Annotated in this window: 18 protein-coding genes; 13 read left to right on the forward strand and 5 right to left on the reverse strand. The window is 42.0% G+C overall.

Annotation, left to right across the window (positions count from 1 at the left end; genetic code table 11):
- The first annotated feature begins 161 nt into the window (after positions 1-161).
- The 11 genes from NZ900_07970 (at position 162) to NZ900_08020 (ending at position 10296) form a co-directional block, all read left to right on the forward strand.
- Positions 162-902 carry a FadR family transcriptional regulator gene (locus tag NZ900_07970; GenBank protein ID MCS7234018.1) on the forward strand — a complete coding sequence of 247 codons (741 nt, stop codon included), beginning with the start codon at positions 162-164 and terminating at the stop codon, positions 900-902.
- Between the two features lie 119 nt (positions 903-1021).
- Positions 1022-1972 carry a phosphoglycerate dehydrogenase gene (locus NZ900_07975; protein MCS7234019.1) on the forward strand — a complete coding sequence of 317 codons (951 nt, stop codon included), beginning with the start codon at positions 1022-1024 and terminating at the stop codon, positions 1970-1972.
- Positions 1969-3210, forward strand: coding sequence for a nickel-dependent lactate racemase (larA, locus tag NZ900_07980; protein MCS7234020.1), 1242 nt, complete (start codon positions 1969-1971; stop codon positions 3208-3210). Before NZ900_07975 ends, larA begins: the two co-directional genes overlap by 4 nt.
- A gap of 24 nt (positions 3211-3234) precedes the next feature.
- Entirely contained in the window at positions 3235-4248 is a 1014-nt protein-coding gene (locus tag NZ900_07985; GenBank protein MCS7234021.1) for a C4-dicarboxylate TRAP transporter substrate-binding protein, read from the forward strand.
- A gap of 83 nt (positions 4249-4331) precedes the next feature.
- Entirely contained in the window at positions 4332-4820 is a 489-nt protein-coding gene (locus NZ900_07990) for a TRAP transporter small permease subunit (GenBank protein ID MCS7234022.1), read from the forward strand.
- On the forward strand, positions 4805-6088 hold the full coding sequence (locus tag NZ900_07995; protein MCS7234023.1) for a TRAP transporter large permease subunit: 1284 nt from the start codon (positions 4805-4807) through the stop codon (positions 6086-6088). Before NZ900_07990 ends, NZ900_07995 begins: the two co-directional genes overlap by 16 nt.
- 15 nt (positions 6089-6103) lie before the next feature.
- Positions 6104-6859 carry an SDR family oxidoreductase gene (locus NZ900_08000; GenBank protein MCS7234024.1) on the forward strand — a complete coding sequence of 252 codons (756 nt, stop codon included), beginning with the start codon at positions 6104-6106 and terminating at the stop codon, positions 6857-6859.
- Between the two features lie 22 nt (positions 6860-6881).
- Entirely contained in the window at positions 6882-8324 is a 1443-nt protein-coding gene (locus tag NZ900_08005) for a gluconokinase (protein MCS7234025.1), read from the forward strand.
- A 65-nt stretch (positions 8325-8389) separates the two neighbouring features.
- A complete protein-coding gene (locus NZ900_08010; protein MCS7234026.1) occupies positions 8390-9019 on the forward strand; it encodes a prepilin-type N-terminal cleavage/methylation domain-containing protein in 630 nt (209 codons plus the stop codon).
- 26 nt (positions 9020-9045) lie between these two features.
- Positions 9046-9534 (forward strand): prepilin-type N-terminal cleavage/methylation domain-containing protein, encoded by a 489-nt coding sequence (locus NZ900_08015; GenBank protein ID MCS7234027.1) that lies wholly within the window; start codon positions 9046-9048, stop codon positions 9532-9534.
- Positions 9535-9588: 54 nt separating this feature from the next.
- Positions 9589-10296 (forward strand): polysaccharide deacetylase family protein, encoded by a 708-nt coding sequence (locus NZ900_08020; GenBank protein MCS7234028.1) that lies wholly within the window; start codon positions 9589-9591, stop codon positions 10294-10296.
- Here the strand turns inward: NZ900_08020 and NZ900_08025 are convergent.
- From NZ900_08025 to NZ900_08045, 5 genes are read right to left on the reverse strand one after another with little or no spacing between them, the layout of a single operon-like run.
- Complete coding sequence (locus tag NZ900_08025; protein ID MCS7234029.1) at positions 10262-12076, reverse strand: adenosylcobalamin-dependent ribonucleoside-diphosphate reductase; 1815 nt, start codon at positions 12074-12076, stop codon at positions 10262-10264. The two genes, NZ900_08020 and NZ900_08025, sit on opposite strands and share 35 nt — an antisense overlap.
- Positions 12066-14036, reverse strand: coding sequence for a hypothetical protein (locus tag NZ900_08030; protein ID MCS7234030.1), 1971 nt, complete (start codon positions 14034-14036; stop codon positions 12066-12068). The genes NZ900_08025 and NZ900_08030 overlap by 11 nt, the downstream gene beginning before the upstream one ends.
- A gap of 5 nt (positions 14037-14041) precedes the next feature.
- Positions 14042-14554 carry a DUF2284 domain-containing protein gene (locus NZ900_08035; GenBank protein ID MCS7234031.1) on the reverse strand — a complete coding sequence of 171 codons (513 nt, stop codon included), beginning with the start codon at positions 14552-14554 and terminating at the stop codon, positions 14042-14044.
- Between the two features lie 10 nt (positions 14555-14564).
- Entirely contained in the window at positions 14565-15098 is a 534-nt protein-coding gene (gene purE / locus NZ900_08040; protein MCS7234032.1) for a 5-(carboxyamino)imidazole ribonucleotide mutase, read from the reverse strand.
- Positions 15082-16233 carry a 5-(carboxyamino)imidazole ribonucleotide synthase gene (locus tag NZ900_08045; GenBank protein ID MCS7234033.1) on the reverse strand — a complete coding sequence of 384 codons (1152 nt, stop codon included), beginning with the start codon at positions 16231-16233 and terminating at the stop codon, positions 15082-15084. Before NZ900_08045 ends, purE begins: the two co-directional genes overlap by 17 nt.
- 137 nt (positions 16234-16370) lie before the next feature.
- Here NZ900_08045 and NZ900_08050 point away from each other — a divergent pair, with 137 nt between their 5' ends.
- Together NZ900_08050 and NZ900_08055 are read left to right on the forward strand one after the other, a co-directional pair.
- Entirely contained in the window at positions 16371-16586 is a 216-nt protein-coding gene (locus NZ900_08050; protein ID MCS7234034.1) for a MoaD/ThiS family protein, read from the forward strand.
- A 155-nt stretch (positions 16587-16741) separates the two neighbouring features.
- Positions 16742-17383 (forward strand): hypothetical protein, encoded by a 642-nt coding sequence (locus NZ900_08055; GenBank protein ID MCS7234035.1) that lies wholly within the window; start codon positions 16742-16744, stop codon positions 17381-17383.
- Positions 17384-17401 lie beyond the last annotated feature (18 nt).

A 17401-nucleotide genomic window follows, 5' to 3' on the forward strand; every position in this document is an offset into this window, starting at 1 on the left:
GCTTTTTGTGAAAAAGTTTTTCTTAAATGATCAAGCTAAAATATATGATAGCACTTTTGGTAGCTCTGTCAACCAGAGCTTTTGGTGAATTTTAATCTGTTGACAAATATGATATACTCAAAAAGGAGAAGTATAATTATTAGAAAGTGGAGGTATGGAAGGTGTTTAATGAGATTCAGAAGTTTAGGACGTCTGTAGAAGTGATCAATCAGATAATATCCTCTATATCTAGGGGAAGGTTGCCGCCAGGGTCTCCTCTTCCTTCTGAAAGGGATCTTGCTAGGATGTTTAACGTTAGCAGAGTGGTAGTGCGTGAGGCCATCTCCGGATTAGCTTTGCTTGGTATAGTCCAGAAGAAATGGGGGAAGGGGAATTACATCTCGGATGACATCAATCTTTCGCTTATTCATAACTCTATTAAGCATCTTGTTGTTTTGAAGGAGCAGGAGATAATGGATGTAATTGAAGCGAGGATGGCAGTTGAGTGCGAGCTTGCGGCATTAGCTGCTAAAAGACGTACCGAAGAGGATCTTTTTAAGCTTAAAAGCTCCTTAGATAGCTATCTTAAGGGCACGAGGGGAACGTTGAAAAAGCTAGAGCTCGATTTGGCTTTTCATGCGACTATAGCTGAGGTGGGAAGGAGCAAGGTTCTTGAAGGCTTGCAAAGGGTTTTGAGCGAAAAGTGTTTCAGTGTGATGCAATTTGGAGCATGGCTGAGTGATATAGTTAAAAGCGCTGAGGGAGATCATATTCAAATTTATGAGGCTATAAAAGATGGAGATCCATCTAAAGCTCAAGAAACTATGAGAGTCCACTTGTCAAAGCTTATGGAGAGGGTGGCCTTTTGTTTCAAGAATATTAATAGTAAGGAAAAAAATGGTTTGGAAGTAAAGTTTAAGTAAAGATCCTCTCTATAATTTCCAACTATTTTGAATGTTGACTTTAAGTGCTTTTACATGTATGATAGAGATGGTTAGACCACTATACCAGAGATAGCTTTTTGGGGAGGGGGCGAACCTCGATGAGGAGGGTTGTGGTTGCGGCACGAACCTTCGGCAGATATTCTCAAGAGCCTATTGAGTTTTTGAAGAGGCACGGCTTTGAGATTGTGAGATGTGAAGAAAAGGAATTACCCTCAGCATTAAAGGATGCTGATGCTCTTATAGTTGGGACCCCGAAGGTTACGAGAGAGATGCTTTCATCCTCCCGAGTTAGGATAATAGCCAAGCACGGGGTTGGTGTGGATAATATAGATCTAAAAGCTGCAACAGAGTTAGGTATTCCTGTGACCGTGACACAAGGGGCAAATTCCGAATCTGTTGCTGAGCTTACGATAGCTTTTATATTTGCCTTAGCTAGGGGATTGATTAAGTGCCATTTAAATCTGTTTCAGAAGAAAGAGTGGTCTGGGGTTGTTGGCGTTGAGGTAAGGGGTAAAACGTTAGGGCTTCTCGGTTTTGGTGCTATAGCTAAAGAGGTTAATAAGAGAGCTTTATGTCTTGGTATGAGAACGATAACGTATGATCCTTATATTTCTGAGGAAGAGGTTGCTAGGATGGGAGCTAAGATGGTTAGCTTTGAGGATCTCCTTAAAGAGTCTGATTTTCTCTCCCTTCATGTTCCCCTAACAGATGAAACAAGAGGGATTATAGGGGAGAGGGAGATTAGATCTATGAAGAGGAGCGCTTTCTTGATAAACACTGCAAGAGGTGGAATTGTTGATGAAAATGCTTTAGCTAAGGCTCTTAAGGAGGGTTGGATTAGTGGTGCAGCTCTTGATGTATTCGAGGAGGAACCACCAAGCCCTGAATCTCCCCTCTTTAGTTGCGAGAACTTGATTACTACTCCTCATGTGGGGGCACACTCGATAGAGGCAGTTTATAGGATGAACATGATGTCTGCTCAGTCGGTGGTTGACTTTTTTAATGGTAGGCCATTGCAGTATGTGGTGAATAAGGAGGTATTAAAATGAAAGTTAAGTACTATGATTTTGCTGAAGGATTTGTACCCGATGATAGGGTTAAGGCTGTCCTTGAGCCGAGCCATTTGCATGGTATGGAGCTTAAGGATTTTGAAAAAGAGTTGAATGTTCTTCTTGAGGAGCGCCTTATTCCCAAGCTTAATGGGGTTAAAAAGATCCTTCTTCTTGTTGATGATATAACTAGGCAGACGCCGGTTTCTTGGATATTGCCTTCTTTTTTAAACTTGGTAAACCGCATAGGTATAAAAGATGAGAATGTAACTATCCTTGTTGCTACCGGAACTCATCGTCACATGACTTTATCTGAGCAGGTTAAAAAGTATGGTGAGGAGGCTCTTAAAAGAGTAAGGGTGGTATTTCATAACTATAAAACTGATGTGGTTCACATAGGTACAACTCCAAATGGAACACCCGTTGTCGTTAATAGGCTTGTTTTGGAAAACGATCTAATTATAGGTATAGGTATGGTTGTTCCTCATAGAGTTTCTGGCTTTAGCGGAGGGGGGAAGATCGTTCAGCCTGGGATATCCGGCGAGGAAACCACAGGTCAGACTCACTGGCTAAGCGCTCAGTTTGAGGGTAAGGATATTCTTGGAAAGGTGTTTAATCCCGTTAGGGATGAGATAGAAGCTGTGGCTAAAGCTGCAAACCTTAGTTTCATAATAAATGTCATTCCTGACAAGAGCGGTAGGCCGATCAAGGTGTTTGTGGGGGACCCTATACCCACTTTTAAGGAAGCGGCTGAATTTGCTCGCGGAATTTACGGTGTGAAATCGCCAACATCGAAAATAGTTTTAACCGATTCTTACCCTGCTGATTTGGAGCTTTGGCAGGCGGCTAAAGGGATTTACTCTGGTGATCTTATTCTTGAAAAGGATGGGGTTATTATTCTTGTTACTCCGTGCCCTGAGGGAGTTGGCGTTGAATTTGGAGAGTTAATAGTTAAATACGGATATAGGGGATATGAGGATGTGAAAGGGCTCGTTTCGTCAGGTGAACTTACTAACCTCATCGTTGCAGCTCACCTTGTACATGTGGGACGAGTTATAAGGGATAAGGGTAAGGGAATTTTGGTCTCTCCTGGCATAGATTCTGAGACCGCTAAAAGGCTTGGCTTTATTCCCGCTTCAAACGTTGATGAAGCTCTAAAGATAGCGCAAAGCTTGGTTGGTCCTCAGGAGATTGTTGTTTGTAAGTTTGGTGGGGAGTTATTGCCCCTTGTAAATTAAATTCATAGGGAGGTGTGAGGTATTATGAGAGGATTAGTAAGTAAGCTTCTTGCGGTATCATTGGTCATTCTACTTGCGGGATCTGCCTTTGCTGCTCCAAAGTTTACCCTGAAGTTCAACCACGTTCTAGCGCCTACCGAGCCTTATCATGAGGGATTCACGAACTGGGCTAAGGCGGTAGAGGAAAAGACGAAGGGCGATCTTAAGATTGAAGTTTACCACAGTGCTCAGCTTGGAGTTGAGGAGGATATCCTTGAGCAGATAAGGGCTGGTGCCAACATAGGTCAGAACACGGACTCAGCAAGAATGGGAATGTACGTTCCAGATATAGCTGTTATGAATGCTCCATACTTCATTAATTATTTTGGCGCTAAGACTCCTGAGGAGGTAATGGATGTTTTAACCAAGATAAGGCAGGCTCCTACTATGCAGGCTTGGCTTAAGGATCTTGAGGAGAAGTTTGGCTTCAAAGTCGTTTCCTTTAAGTGGGTTCAGGGTTATAGGCACTTTTTCACTAACAAGCCTATAAGGAAGCCTGAGGACTTAAAAGGCTTAAGGATTAGGACTCCTGGGACTCCTATATGGCAGGAATCTGTTAGGGCTCTTGGCGCTCAGCCTGTAGCTATTAAGTTTGGTGAGATTTACACTGCTATCCAAACCAAGGCTGTAGATGGAGCGGAGCTTGTTTACGCTAACATCGTTGGAGGCAAGCTTTACGAGGTTTTGAAGCATGCTTCTGAGACGGGTCATATTCTTTTAATTAACTTCGAGGTCGTTAGCTCCAAGTGGTTTAACACCCTTCCACCAGAATATCAGAAAGTGATGGTTGATGAGTGTGACAAGGCTGGAGTTGAGACATCTTACAAGATAATGAAGGAGCTTAACGAGAAGTTTAAGCAAGAGGTAATAAGCAAGGGTGTTCAGGTTATAACCGATCCGGATATACCGGCCTTTATGAAAGCTGGAGAAGAGGCTTACAAGGTTCTTAAGCTACTCGATGCAAGAGATAAGCTTTTGAAGGAAGTCAAGGGTAAATAAAGGTTTGGTATTCAAAAGGGGGCCAACCTGGGGTTTGGATAGGTTGGTCCCCTTTTTAGCATCTACTTGTGAGGTGATCGTTTGTGTTGGAAAGGTTTGATAGAGCGCTTCTTAAATTTGAAAGGGTAACCACTAAGATTTTAATAATTCTAATGATAATTCTTATATTTGTCTCTGGAATAGCAAGGTTCTTGGGTAGGCCTATGAACTTGGCGGTTGATCTAAGCACTTTTGCTTTTGCCTGGGCATGCTTTTTCGCTGTTGACATAGCTTGGAGGGAGAACAAGCTTATGTGTGTTGATATCTTTTTAAAGCGGCTTTCGGAAAAGGACCAAAGGAAGATAAGGATCTTAAACTACCTGATAATTTGTGGCTTTTTGATCTATATGGTGATATGGGGGTTTCACCTTACATACACGACAAGGTTTAGAACCTTTGCAGGTATACATGGCTTTAGCTACTCTTGGGTTAACGTTAGCGTTCCGATTGGTGCGGCGCTTACCTTGAGGACCACAATACTGAAGATTCTTCAGGAGCTTAAAGGAGGTAAACCGGAATGCTCATCGTTATAATAGCATTTATTGCCTTTTTGATTATGGGAATGCCCGTAGCTTTCGCTATAGGAATATCTGGGTTTTTGTGGTTCCTCCAACATCCTGAGCTTCCTATTACTATTCCTATACAAGTTAGCCTTTCGCAGACGCAAAACTTTACTCTTCTAGCTATTCCTCTTTTCATTTTAGCCGGTAATGTAATGAATTATGCAGGTGTAACAAGCAGGCTTATGAGCTTTGCTTCCTCTTTAACTGGCCACATGAGAGGAGGGTTAGCTCAGGTTTCAGCGGTTCTTTCAACCTTGATGGGAGGAGTTTCTGGCTCAAGCATTGCCGATGCGGCTATGGAAACGAGGATGTTAGGGCCGGAGATGCTTAAAAGGGGATATCCGAAGGGCTTTGCTGTGGCTGTCAACGTTTGGACGTCTCTGATTACCCCTATTATTCCTCCGGGTATAGCTTTCATTATTTACGGAACCATAGGTCAAGTCTCGATCGGTAGGCTATTTGCAGCAGGTATCGTTCCTGGACTTCTCTTGATGGTTGCTTTCATGATCGCTATATGGATCTCTGCTATTCGTATGGGTTTAAAGCCGGAGAAGGAGAGACGTGCTCCTTTTGTTGAGGTGGCAAGAGCTTTTGGAAAGAGCTTCTGGGCGGTGCTCTTTCCGGTATTCCTTATCTTCAGCTTAAGGGCAGGAGTATTTATGCCATCTGAGGTCGGTTCCTTTGCAGTGATATACGGTTTGATTTTGGGGTTCCTATTTTATAGAGAGCTTGATCTAAGAACCTTCTTGACTCGGACGCTGGATGACTCTATTGGCGATGTGGGAAGTGTAATGTACATACTTGCAATGTCAGCCATATTTAGCTATGGCATGGTTTGGGAGAAGACTCCTGAAATTCTTGCTGATTTCTTGCTTGGTATAAGCGATAATCCTATCGTTTTGATGTTTATGATAGTAGGTTTCCTTATATTCGCTGGCCTTTTTGTAGATGCAACAGCTTTGATACTTATGTTGACAGCGGTTTTTCTTCCTGTAGCCAAGAGAGTTGGCTTAGATCCGGTTCACTTTGGGCTTGTTTTTATAATATCTGCAGCTATGGGTAATCAAACTCCGCCTGTAGGGGCCTCTATGTATGCAGGATGTTCTATCCTTGGGGCTTCTATAGAGGAGTATACGATGGCTTCTTTCCCATTCTTTATAGCTGTTGTTGCTGTGATAATAGTTTTAATGTTTTTCCCTCAGCTTGTTCTTTTCTTACCCAATCTTCTTTTTGGATGAGAGGAGGTTTTAAGCATGAATTTTAAAGGTAAAGTAGTGTTAATAACTGGTGCAACATCTGGTATAGGGCGTAAGGCCGCCATTATGTTCGCAGAAAGAGGGGCAAAGGTGGCGGTAAACGGTACTTCCGAGGAAAGAGGTAAGGAAGTGGTTGAAGAGATAAAGAAGGTAGGAGGAGAGGCTATATTTATTCCTGGTGATGTATCCAAGGATGCCAAAAGGATAGTCGAAAAAACTATAGAGGCTTTCGGTAGAATTGATATCCTTGTTAACAATGCTGGGATAGTTTTATACGGAGATGCTGAGGAGGCTACGGAAGAACAGTTTGAAAAAACAATGGATGTGAATGTGAAGGGGCCTTTTCTTCTTTCAAAATACGCTATCCCTTATATGAAGAGCCAAGGTGGAGGGGTTATAGTTAATGTTTCTTCTGAGGTTGGGCTTGTTGGCATCCCTAAGAGGTGCGTTTATAGCATTTCCAAGGCTGCCCTTTTGGGTTTGACTAGGTCTTTGGCGGTTGATTATGTTGGCTATGGGATAAGGGTTAACGCAATTTGCCCTGGTACTACTCATTCTCGGGGTTTGGCAGAGAGAATTAAGGCTTCGCCTGATCCTGAAGGGATGGTTAATAGAATCGTTTCGAGGATACCTATGAAGCGCCTTGGGAAGGAAGAGGAGATAGCTTTTGCAATTCTTTTTGCCGCTTGTGATGAGGCTGGCTTCATGACGGGTAGCATAATAAACATCGATGGCGGCTCAACAGCGGTCTAGGAGCTTTGGAGGTGCTTAAAATATGGGGATCTGCGTCGGGCTTGATATAGGAACTACAGGGCTTAAGGTTGTAGCTTATGATTCTTCAAAGAGCTCCATAGAGATGGACGAGGGCTTTCACTATGAGCCTAAGTCTCTTGGTCCTGGAAGGTTTGAGCAAGACCCTAAAGAGGTTGAAGATGCGGTATTTAATGCCTTAAGGAAGGTTAGTGAGAGATTTAAAGATATAGATGCTATAGTTTTAGATTCGGCCTTACATACTATTCTTTTCCTTGATAGCGATCTTAAGCCCATTACTAATATCGTTCCCTGGCTTGATGAAAGGACCGTTCCTCAGGTAGAAAGAACACTAAAAGATGAAGCTTTAACTTCAGAGCTTCACCATAGGACGGGTTGTCCTCCAGCGACTGTTTATCCCTTTTACAAGCTTCTTTGGTTTTATGATAATGAGCCTGAGATCTTAAAGGTAGCATTAAAGATAGTATCTCAGAAGGATTATATAGTTTACAAGCTCACAGGTTATCTGCTAAGTGATATAAGCGTTGCCTCCGGAAGCGCCTGTTTGGATATAAGGAGGAAAGAATGGTGTTATGATGTTCTATGGGAGCTTGTAAAGGTTGAAAGTGATAAGTTTCCTGAGCTGTCTAATCCTTTAGAGGTCTTGGCCTTAAGTAAAGAGGCCTCTTTAAGGACCGGTTTGCCTGAAGGAACCCCAGTGATCCTGGGGTTTTCCGATGCGGCAGCTTCGAGCATAGGGGCTGGAGCAGGTATTGAAGACTCTATTACCGTTTCCGTTGGTAGTAGCGCTGCTATTAGAGCTATAGTAGAGAATCCCCCTAGTGAGTATCCTGCTCCTGGTGTCTGGTGCTACCTCTTGGATGAAAAGCTTTATCTCTCTGGAGTAGCTATAAAGAATGGAGGCTATGTATTTGACTGGTATGTTAAGCTCTTCTCAAAGAGAAGTTACCCTGAGATAATTAATATGGTTGAAAGAGATATAGAGGCTAATTTAGATAACCCTGTTTTATTTTACCCTTTCATTTTTGGGAAAAGGTTCCCCAAGTTTGATCCCGTTCCTCGGGCGAGATTTGATAACCTCACAAGCTCAACCACAGAGGCTCAAGTTGCAAGGGCAGTTCTAGAGGGCATAGCGTTCAACCTTAAGCGCGTGTTCGATACTGTTAAAAAGATACCCAGGACCCTAAGGAAGGTTGTTGCTACAGGGGGCTTAACTCAAGCCGATATCTGGATGAGGATGCTTTCATCCATATTCGAGCATGAGATAGTGGTTCAAAGCCAGCGTCAAGGTGCTGCCTTGGGAGCTATACTTTACTTTTTAAGCGATGGAAACCTTAATTCGATTAACCTAGAGGCGTTTTCTCACGAGCTTAAAAGATATTCTCCAAGTGAACCGCTTTTAAGTTACTATAAAAAGGCTTACGAAAGGTGGCTTAATAGGCTCTAAAAAAATAGTTTATTATCTTGAAATTACCGTAAATTTATGTTACTATTTCTTTAAAATACAAGTAGGTGGGTGATCTCGCTTTCCTCAAGAGAAAGGCTTTTACTCTGGTTGAGCTTTTAGTGGTAATAGCGATAGTGGGTGCCCTTTTAGCTATGCTTTATCCGAGCTTTCATAGGGCTATTATTAAAAGTAAAGTATCTCGAGTTTTAGCCGATATATATGCTGTTAAGTCTGCGGCCTTAATTTATTACACTGATACTGGACTTTTCCCTCCTGACGATGATTGTTACACGGTTCATAATGTTCCCTACCATGGTCTTGACTTTTTGGAAAATAGGGCTAACGTCTCTGGATGGAGGGGCCCTTATCTTGAAAAATGGCCTAAAAACCCGTTTTGCGTTAGGGATCCGGTCAATAGGGAGTCTGGCTATCAATGGGAAGGGACGTGGGAATCACCAGGATATCCTTATCCTACAGGTGAGCATGGTTATAACTTTGGTAGAGGTTATGAGCCTTGCATAGAGATAGGGATCCTTGATCTTGGACTTGAGGATAGAAGGTGGGTTCATCTTCTTATAGATAAAACCATAGACGATGGGAATCCTAACACGGGAAATTATAGGGTTAGAAATCCTGGAAATAACCCGGCAAGCAGTTGGCTGTGGGGATATTATAGAGTCACGATAGGAAAATAAGTTTTTATACTAAGGGGGTGATATAGTTGAAGAAAGGGAAGAAAAAGGGTTTTACGCTTGTTGAGCTTCTGGTTGTTATAGCCATAATAGGTATACTTGTAGCGATAATTACTCCTAATGCTTTTAATGCTATCGAGAGGGCTAAAATAGCGAGATGTGAGGCTGATTTACACGCTATTAAGAGCGGAGCTTTGGCTTATTACATCGACGTGGGTGATTGGCCAAACCAGCTCCAAGACCTTATTACCTCTTCTGTAACTGGATGGGATGGCCCTTATCTTGAGAAGCTACCTACCAAGTCTCCTTGGGGTAACTATAGTTTGACTAAAACGAAGCCGACTGGTCTATATACTGGTGTGAACTATTCCTTATTTGTTAGCGTTGCAACTGTTCCCATCGAGGTGGCTAAGAAGATAGATGTTGACCTTGACGGGACTGAGAGTGCCACAAGCGGAGCCGTTCAATATGCTACTGGAACTACCACTACGCTCTATTACGGCATAGGCCAGCAATAGGGATCTCTCAAAGGGTTGGGAGCTTAAGCTCTCAACCCTTTATATTTTTTATGTATGAAGGCTAAGGCTTTAGGTATAGCTCTTTTAATCTTTCTTTTCATACGGGATGCGGGATCCGAGGTCATAACCCGATTACCTACCTATGAAAGAGTGGTTGCTCTCACTTTTGATGCTTGTGAAACCAAGACTCCATCTTATCTTGACTGGAAGATAGTTAACTTCCTCATTGGGGAAAAGATCCCTTTTACCTTGTTTGTGAGCGGAAAGTTCCTAGAAAGAAACATGGAGGAAATAAGGAAAGTATATAAAACCGGACTAATGAGCCTCCAAAATCATTCGTATCTTCACGTTCAGAATATGGAGAGATTAAGTCCCGATGAAATAGAGAGGGATGTTAAAAGAAACGAGAGACTGATCCTCGAGGCGGTTAATAAAAAGCCCATTTACTTTAGGTTTCCTGCAGGTAATTACGATGAGCGTTCGCTTAAGGTGGTTGAAAGCCTGGGATATAGGGTTATTCATTGGAGCTTTGCAAGTGGGGATCCAGATAGGAGGATAACGCCTGAGATGCTTACATCGCACGTTTTAAAAAATACAAAGCCTGGTAGCATATTAATATTTCATGCGAATGGTAGAGGATATTCAACAGGTGATGCGCTACCTATGATCGTTAAGGAGCTACGCTTAAGAGGATATAGGTTTGTTAGATTGGAAGACTATATTCCTCCTATTTTTTCTGTATCTCACAGCTGCAGGTTATAACTTGTTTTCTTTTAGATCTATCTCTATAGACCGTTATTCCCTTGCATCCGAGGCTCCAGGCTGAAAGAAAGATCTCCCTTACGTTCTCCTTAGAGGCTTCCTCTTTAATGTTAACCGTTTTAGATACACCGGCATCTACATATCTTTGTGCTGAGGCGAGGACCTTAACATGAGCTTGAGGATCAATTTCATGAGCTGTTTTGACGGTTGCTCTTTTCTCATCGCTTAAGCATCTTAAGGATGGATCCTCTATGTCAATGATCTTTTCCTCACCGTTTATTTCTACTCTTCTTTTATAGTTTCTGCTGAAGATGGGCTCTATCCCCGAAGAGGTTTCCGCGATCATGGATATGGTTCCCGTCGGTGCTATCGTTAGGATTCGGGAGTTAAAGGTTCCCTCACACGTCTGTTTAGAGAGATTTTCCCAATCGATTTTCATTTCCTTCCAGAACTCTTTTACTTCTCTATCTTCCTCCTCTTCCCAGGCTATAGGTAATCTCTTACTTATCTTATATATAGATTTATCAAATAGTGGGAAGCTGCCAAATCTTAAAGAGAGCTCGTTTGAGTAAGATCGGGCCACATAGTATATAAAAGATAGTATCTTTTTTAATAGCCTTATGGCTTCCTCAGAATCGTAGCTTATTCCAAGCTTTGCTAAAGCATGAGCGAAACCCATAATTCCCAGACCTATCGGTCTTGCTCCTCTTGCGTATTTATCTATCTGGGACAATGGGTATAAGCTCATATCTATAACTGCGTTTAACGCTCTTACAGCTACTTTCACGGTTTCACCAAGCTCGTTCCAGTTTATTTCATCTTTATCTGAGAATTTGGCAATGTCTATCGAGCCCAAGTTGCAAGAGCCCCAGGGATGCAGTGGCTCCTCACCGCAGGGATTTGTCGCCTCTATCCTTGAATATCCAGGTAGATCATTAAATAGATTTATCCTATCTATAAAGATTAAGCCTGGATCTCCAGTTTCCCACGCTTGGTTAACTATCTCATCGAAGAGCTCACTCGCTTTAACCCTTTTCCATACGCTTCCGTTTCTTGGGTTTACAAGATCCCATGGCTCTTTTCTTAAAACCGATTCCATGAATCGAGAGTTTATCTTAATCGATAGGTTAAAGTTCTTGAAGGCCCTTTCATCAGACTTGGCCCTTATAAAGCTTATTATGTCAGGGTGATTAGCGCTTAAGATCCCCATGTTTGCTCCTCTTCTTCTATAACCGGATTTTATAACCTCCGTATTGAGATCGAAAAGCTTCATGAACTCAATTGGTCCAGAGGCGGCCCCAGAGACCTCCTTAACGCTATCCCCCGACGGCCTCAAGGGGGAGAAATCTATTCCCACTCCTCCACCTGTTTTAAATATTAATCCTTGAGCTCTTAAAGCATCGTATATCTCTTCCAAGCTATCACCAATAGGAACTACAAAGCAAGCCGATCCAGATTCTCCCTCTATTCTATTTTTATATATTTCCTTATAATCGCTTAATGTGGGCTTTCCTTTATAGAGCAATTCGCACTTGCCTTTAAGCAAGCATCCTATCCCAGCATTAAAGAGCAAGGGGGAGTTTCCGAGAAAAAGCTTTTCCTTGAATAAGGTGAAAAACCTCTCCTCCCAAATTGATGCTTCCCTTTCGCTTTCTCTTAAGATCGCTTCAGCTGTTGCAAGCCACCTTGCCACTCTTCGGCAAAGCTCTTCATAGCTTTTTTCTCCGGGTAAGTAATACCTTTTACCCTTAAGTATAGTTTCCGGCAAATTATAGCTCATTCCAGATCCTCCTTAAACCGCTTGGGTTTTTATACTTTTCTAATCCCCTTTCTCCTGGGTATATGTTTCTGCCATCAAGCCAAAGCACCCTTGATAGAGCCTTTAAAGAGGAGTTGAAGTAGTTACCAGAGGATATTACCATCCAATCTTCAGAGGAAAAAGGTAAAAAGCAGAGCCATGGGGTTAAGTTTCTCGAGGATAAAACGTAAAGCTCTCCGGTTTCAAGGAGAGCCACTATTTTGTTTCCGCTTAAAGTAGCTTTTTTCGCTATTCCGTTTAGATTATGGTAGATTAAAGGTCTCCTTCTTTTAATCGAATAAAGCCAGAGCGTTCCATCTTTACGGGATATAAAGGCCCTTTCATCATCAACTTTTGTGAGCTTTTCTATTCCTTTCATTTCCTCAAATAGCAGTTTTTCTCCCCTTTCATTAAAGATCGCGATTCCATTTTCCCCCAAGGTCAAGATGGCCTCGCTGAAAAATATCACCTCTTTGATCTTACCAAGCTTCTCTTCCGTTAGCTCTCTTTCGCTTTCATCCTTAAGGTTAAAAATGGAAAAGCTAAGCTCATCAGGAGATATAAAAGCGATTAATCCCCTTTCTTCATCTGCGAAGGCATCTTTGTATGGGATTTTTAATCTCTTAGCTACTCTTCCCTTAAGCTTATAGATAATCACTTCTCCCTTTTGAGGAATAACTAAAGATGCCATATCTTTGAAAAGGAAGAGCCTTTTGTCTCTTAAATCTAGTATCTTTTCTTTCGTTTCTGAATCATAAAGCCCATCGCTTCTTAAAAGGAGCCTTTCTTCGCTTAATATTATCTCCTTATCCTTTCCCTCCTCTTTAATTTCCCCGCTTTCCCCCTTCTTTAAATCGTAATATATGTATTTCCCCTTATCTTTAAGGTAGAGCTTTCCATCTTCAAGGAAGGCCTCTCCTTTGAAGAAAAGCTCTGGGGAAAATCTCCTTAGGTCCCAGACTATGGCAAAGTTATCTCCCACTTGAGCAAGCTTTTCTCCTTCAAGAGCAAAATCCTTTGTTTTTAAGGCTTTATGAATCGATATCAAAGGCTCTCCGTTTAATGTTATTCCTTCCTCGTTCCAGATTAAAATCCCTTTGGAGCTAAGCTTAAACTTCAAGCCCTTAAGATCTTGGATCTCCCTCTCAAGGGTGTAATTTCCCTCTCTAAGTTTGAAGAGAGAGGCTTTCCCTTTAGGTGAAAGAATAAGGAGAAGATCATCCCTTAAGGTTGCCCTTTCGATCTTTTCCTTGACCTTAAGCTCATGTATAGTTGAAAGGCTTCCTAGGTCTACTAGTTTGACCTTTCTATCTTGAAGAATAAGCGCTCTTCCATCTTTTATTTCATTATAGTCTTTAATTTTACCGAGCTCTAAAGGGTTGCCTTCTTTTTTAATTGAGTATGCTAAGACCTCACCGCTTTTAATTACTACTAAAAGCATCTCTCCATCCCTAGAGAGGGAGAGAGCTTTAATGTCGTAAAGCTTCTCCTTTACGGTCAAGATCTTCCCTTTTTCTCTCACGTCGTAAATTTCTACTTCCTCGTAGGAGGGCATGTAGGCTATTAGCCCTTTACCGTAAGCCACAGGGGTTCCTCTTTCCCTATCTAATCTTAACTCTAAGTTCCACCTTTTTACTCCTTTCCTTTCCCAAAGCTCTACCCCCTTTTCCCTTATAGCTAAAAGCTTAGTCTCGTCTATAAAGTAAAGCTCCTCTATCTCATCTCCTTCCTGGGAGTAAAGCCTTCCATCAAGGTAAGAGGGATTGATAGACCTTATCTCTATAAAGTTCCCCTTGTGAGATGTGGCAAGAAGGGATCCCTTTGGCGAAAGATCTGCATTTAGTATTTCATGTATTGGGTAATCAATTAGTATCTCTAAAGCGAGCGCTCCCGAGGTTGCTAATAAAATCCCCGTTAGAATTAAAGCCTTAAGGATCTTCATTCTTTTCACTCTATTAGGATTAACCCATAATAGTTGGCCTTACATGTTTTATCTCTCACGACCTCTATCGGGAAGCCGAACTTTCTTACAGTCGCGTAAACATCTATTCCGCATGCCTCCATAGATGGTCGGGCGAGCTCTGAGTGATTACATGGGTATTTAAGTGGGCATGGCTCGCAAAGCTCGCACGGTCCTGATGGCATAGCAAAGGCCTTATAGTAGCCAGATAAAAATAGTTCTCTTTCAAGCTCCGTGCAAACCTTTCTTAAGCTCTGCCATCCCTCTGGTTGCCAAAGCAAGGCTGCAACCTTATAGGAATCGAGAATTTTCCTGGTTTTTGATGGCTCCGGGCTATGAGGAGGACAGGTCAAACATAATCCATATCCATCGCATCCATATTGGCATTTCAGGCGAACCCACTCAGCGGTAACTACCTCTTTAGGATCTATCAGCTTAAAATCTTTTACTTTTCCATTTATTAGTTTTCTTAGGAGTTCCTCTATCTTTAAAGCTTCCATTCCCTTTCACCTACCTTGGTTCGTAACTTTTGTAGTTTTCCTCTACCTTCTTAGCCTTTTCAAGAACCTCTTTGTGTGTTCTTGAGTGATACTCTGCGAGCTTTTCTCTAAGCTCTGGGTACTTTACGGATAGGATTCTAACCGCTAGTATACCAGCATTATATGCGTTGTTTATAGCGACCGTTGCAACTGGGATCCCTTTTGGCATCTGTACGATAGATAAAAGGGAGTCAAGCCCGTCAAGGGAGGATCCCTTCACGGGAACTCCTATAACTGGCAAGGTGGTGAGTGAAGCGGTCATCCCAGGTAAGTGTGCTGCTCCCCCGGCTCCTGCAATGATAACCTCTATGCCTCTCTTTTCGGCGCTTTTTGCATATTCGAACATCCTTTCCGGTGTCCTATGAGCTGAAACGATCGTTATCTCGAAGGGGATCCCAAATTCCTCTAGGACCTTAGCTGCATCTTTCATTATTGCCAGGTCTGAATCGCTTCCCATTATGATACCTACAATAGGCTCTTTAGGTAATTTACTCATATTTCTCATCTCCTATTACTTTTAGTTTTTCTCTAACGATTTTGGCTTTTTGCTTAACCTCCTCAATGGTGTCTCCTACTATGGTAACATGTCCTATCTTTCTATAAGGCCTTGTTTCGCTTTTTCCATATATGTGAACGTTTACTCCCGGTATACTAAGCGCCTCCTCGAGACCGATAACTATGGGTTTCCCCCTATAGCCAGGTTCCCCAAGAAGGTTAATCATGGCGGCTGGCATAATCTGCCTTGTGCTTCCTAAGGGTAGGCTTGTTATTGCTCTTATGTGTTGTTCAAATTGGCTTGTCAAACAAGATTCTATAGTATGATGTCCTGAGTTATGTACTCTGGGGGCGATCTCATTTATAAATATCCTTCCATCTTTAGATAGAAACATCTCTATCGCAAATACTCCAATTCCATCCATCGTTTTAATTAGCTCTTTAGCCATGTTTATAGCCTCCTTAGATATTTCAGGTGGTAACTCTGCAGGTGAAATCAACATGTCTAATATGTTTGCCTCTTGATCAAAGATCATCTCCACCACAGGGTAACTCGCTATTTCCCCTCTCGAGTTTCTTACTACCAATGAAGCTATCTCTTTTTCTATTTCAATGAAGTCCTCTACATACGAGTCCGTAACCAGAAGTTTTGAAAGGTCCTTCTTATCTTTTATTACAGCTACGCCTCTTCCGTCATAGCCACCAGTCCTCGCTTTTTGAACGAAGGGCGGTTTTAGTAATTTAATTTCTTCTATCCCTATGTATTTAAAGTTGGGGACCGGGAACCCATTGGATTTAAGATATTCTCTTTGCTTGAGCTTATCTTTTACGATCTCTAAGATTAATGGAGAAGGATGAATTTGGTATCCTAAGTCTATGAGTTTCTTTAAAGCTTCCACGTTTATATGCTCTATTTCAAAGGTTATTAGATCGCTTTTCTTTGCTAGCTCGAAAATCTTTTCCTCGTCCATTAGGCTGCCGGTTATTAGCTCTCGACAGAGAGTAGATATAGGACAGCTCTTTGATGGATCAAGGGAGACTATCTCAAAGCCCAGTTTTGCCGCACTTATCGCTAACATTTTACCTAGCTGTCCACCGCCAATAATTCCAATGGTTTTAAATGTGATTCCTGGTGTTTTTGCCATGATGCTAACCTCCAGGAAATATTATATTATAGAAGCGGGGAAAAAGCTGCAGGTATCCTGAGCTTAATTGGATTTAATGTCGTGTCTTTTGATAAAATTTAAAGAGGCTAGTTGAGGTGTTCAAGGAGGTGAAGGGGGTGGCGATAAGGGTTTTAAGCTTTGTATATGATGAGGCTAAAGCCTTTGAGCTTGAAGATAGCACTCCCTTGCGGGTTAAGGATATATTGCTTCGACTCTCCATTCCTCTTGATCTTTTCGGAATAGCGATATCTAAGGGTAAGGTTTTGATGCTCGATGATGAGGTTTCGCCCGGATCGGAGGTTAGGATAATTCCTCCGGTTGGAGGAGGATAGGGAAGCGAGGGGCTACGCAAGCTTATTATATTCCATAAGCAGGGTTAGAGCTTTTAAAATCGGTGAACGAGTGATTAGGTTAAATGAGAGGTAGTTTTGGTGCTTGAGTTTCAAGGTATAAGGTTTGGGTTTTTTGTTCCACTGCGGATGGTAAGATAACAACTAACAGAAGGTTAAGGTTAGCTAGCTTAAGTCCAGAAAGGGTTTATGAGCTTTTCAGAAAAAATTTAGAGGACTTTAGGAAGCTTCTTAATCTGTCTTCTTCGATGGGATTAGCCATATTTAGGCTCGGATCTAATTTTATACCATTCGCATCTCACCCGAACTTCAAAGGGGAATGGCTTGAGCCGATCGAAAAGGATCTTTTAGCCTTCTCAAGCGAGCTTAAAAGATATTCAATAAGGATAACTATGCATCCAGGGCAGTTCGTAAGCTTAAGCTCTCCTAGAAAGGAGGTTGTGGATGCCTCCTTACGGGAGTTGAAGTATCACTTCTGGGTACTTGATAAGTTAGGCCTCGGTAGGGACTCTATAGTGGTTGTTCACATTGGAGGATCTCACGGCAGTAAGCTTGAGAGCTTAAGGAGATTCGTTAGAGTAATTAGTGATAACGAATGGCTCATTGAGAGATTAGCCGAATTTGATCCAAGGGATTTGATCATTACCTGGAAAGGGAGGACTCCAGAGTTTCATTTTCCTCTAAGCCTAATAGGGATCACCGCTTTGGCGAGCATGGTGATTGGATCGATCTTAAGGATTTCTTGGATTTTGCAAAGCAGTTCAATGGATATAGAATAGACTTAATATTAGAGGCTA

The sequence above is a fragment of the Synergistota bacterium genome, assembly GCA_025060595.1.
In the GTDB taxonomy this organism is placed as follows: Bacteria; Synergistota; GBS-1; order GBS-1; family GBS-1; genus 42-11.

What these genes read in the sequence shown, in the direction of transcription:
- NZ900_08025 (MCS7234029.1), bottom strand. Translation starts at nt 12,076, where the DNA reads ATGAGCTATAATTTGCCGGAAACTATACTTAAGGGTAAAAGGTATTAC.
- NZ900_08030 (MCS7234030.1), bottom strand. Translation starts at nt 14,036, where the DNA reads ATGAAGATCCTTAAGGCTTTAATTCTAACGGGGATTTTATTAGCAACC.
- NZ900_08045 (MCS7234033.1), bottom strand. Translation starts at nt 16,233, where the DNA reads ATGGCAAAAACACCAGGAATCACATTTAAAACCATTGGAATTATTGGC.
- larA (MCS7234020.1), top strand. Translation starts at nt 1,969, where the DNA reads ATGAAAGTTAAGTACTATGATTTTGCTGAAGGATTTGTACCCGATGAT.
- NZ900_07975 (MCS7234019.1), top strand. Translation starts at nt 1,022, where the DNA reads ATGAGGAGGGTTGTGGTTGCGGCACGAACCTTCGGCAGATATTCTCAA.
- NZ900_08005 (MCS7234025.1), top strand. Translation starts at nt 6,882, where the DNA reads ATGGGGATCTGCGTCGGGCTTGATATAGGAACTACAGGGCTTAAGGTT.
- NZ900_08000 (MCS7234024.1), top strand. Translation starts at nt 6,104, where the DNA reads ATGAATTTTAAAGGTAAAGTAGTGTTAATAACTGGTGCAACATCTGGT.
- NZ900_08035 (MCS7234031.1), bottom strand. Translation starts at nt 14,554, where the DNA reads ATGGAAGCTTTAAAGATAGAGGAACTCCTAAGAAAACTAATAAATGGA.
- purE (MCS7234032.1), bottom strand. Translation starts at nt 15,098, where the DNA reads ATGAGAAATATGAGTAAATTACCTAAAGAGCCTATTGTAGGTATCATA.
- NZ900_07995 (MCS7234023.1), top strand. Translation starts at nt 4,805, where the DNA reads ATGCTCATCGTTATAATAGCATTTATTGCCTTTTTGATTATGGGAATG.
- NZ900_07985 (MCS7234021.1), top strand. Translation starts at nt 3,235, where the DNA reads ATGAGAGGATTAGTAAGTAAGCTTCTTGCGGTATCATTGGTCATTCTA.
- NZ900_08020 (MCS7234028.1), top strand. Translation starts at nt 9,589, where the DNA reads ATGAAGGCTAAGGCTTTAGGTATAGCTCTTTTAATCTTTCTTTTCATA.